1 protein-coding gene is annotated in these 1629 nt (G+C 40.6%); it reads right to left on the reverse strand.

All coding sequences use genetic code 11. From position 1 onward, the window contains the following. Positions 1–1629 (reverse strand): Ig-like domain-containing protein (locus ACHRV5_RS22310; RefSeq protein WP_395428324.1); only part of this gene is annotated, 1629 nt, incomplete at both ends.

A 1629-nucleotide genomic window follows, 5' to 3' on the forward strand; every position in this document is an offset into this window, starting at 1 on the left:
CTTTAGTATAAGTTATAGTTCCATCACAATTATCTGTTGCAATTGGAGCTTGGTTTTGAGCGGTTGTCAATCCGTCATTATCGCTACATTGTAAAGTAACATCTAATGTTCCCCCTTGAGTTGACCAAGTTGGCGCAGTGGTATCTTCGATTGTAATCACTTGCGTGAAAGTATCAGAAGTATTTCCACAATCATCTTTTACAGTCCAAGTATTAGTGTAAGTTCCGGCGTTAGCACAACCTTGAGAAGCTACAAAAGCACCGCTTACTTTTACAATGTTGGTCACATCCGTATCACAAGCGTCAGTAGCTACTGGGAATTGAGCTTGAGCATTAGCCAAAGCTGCTGCATTGCTACATTGAACCGTTGTATTTAATGTTCCCCCTTGAGTAGACCAAGTTGGAGCAGTAGTATCTTCGATGGTAATGATTTGCGTGAAAACAGCAGAAGTATTTCCGCAATCATCATTAACCGTCCAAGTATTAGTATAAGTTCCAGCGTTAGCGCAACCTTGAGAAGCAACAAAAGCACCGCTTACTTTTACAATGTTGGTCACATCAGTATCACAGCTATCCGTTGCAACTGGGAATTGTGCTTGAGCATTAGCTAAAGCTGTTGCATCGCTACATTGAACAGTAGTATTTAATGTTCCCCCTTGAGTAGACCAAGTTGGCGCAGTAGTATCTTCGATGGTAATTACTTGTGTGAAAATAGCAGAAGTATTTCCACAATCATCTTTAACAGTCCAAGTGTTAGTATAAGTTCCAGCGTTAGCGCAACCTTCAGAGGCTACAAAAGCACCGCTTGTTTTTACGATATTAGAAACATCAGTATCACAAGCATCAGCTGCAACAGGGAACTGCGCTTGAGCAGCATTTAAAGCTGTTGCATCACTACATTGAACAGTAGCGTTTAATGTTCCGGCTTGGGTTGACCAAGTTGGAGCAGTGGTATCTTCAATAGTAATTACTTGAATAAAGGCATCCGTAACGTTTCCGCAATCATCTTTTGCAACCCAAGAGTTGGTATAAGTTCCAGCATTAGCGCAACCTTCAGAGGCAATAAAAGAACCACTTGTTTTGGTATAAGTTACAATTGAACAATTGGCTGTAGCTGCAGGAGCTTGATTTTGAGCAGCAGTTAATCCTGCAGCATCACTGCATTGAACAGTTACGTTTAATGTCCCAGCCTGAGTAATCCAAGTTGGAATTGCAGTATCCTGAACGGTAATTACCTGAGTAAAGACAGTTGAGGTATTATTGCAAGTATCAGTTGCAGTCCAGGTGTTGGTGTAAGTACCAGTACTTCCACAGCTTCCTTTTTGTAATTGACCAGTTACTTTAGTATAAGTTATAGTTCCATTACAATTATCTGTTGCAATTGGAGCTTGGTTTTGAGCGGTTGTCAATCCGTCATTATCGCTACATTGTAAAGTAACATCTAATGTTCCCCCTTGAGTTGACCAAGTTGGCGCAGTAGTATCTTCGATGGTAATGATTTGTGTGAAAACATCAGAAGTATTTCCACAATCATCATTAACCGTCCAAGTATTAGTATATGTTCCAGCGTTAGCACAACCTTGAGAAGCTACAAAAGCACCGCTTACTTTTACAATGTTTGTCACATCCG

It is taken from the genome of Flavobacterium sp. FlaQc-52 (genome assembly GCF_044007495.1).
GTDB lineage: Bacteria > Bacteroidota > Bacteroidia > Flavobacteriales > Flavobacteriaceae > Flavobacterium > Flavobacterium cupriresistens.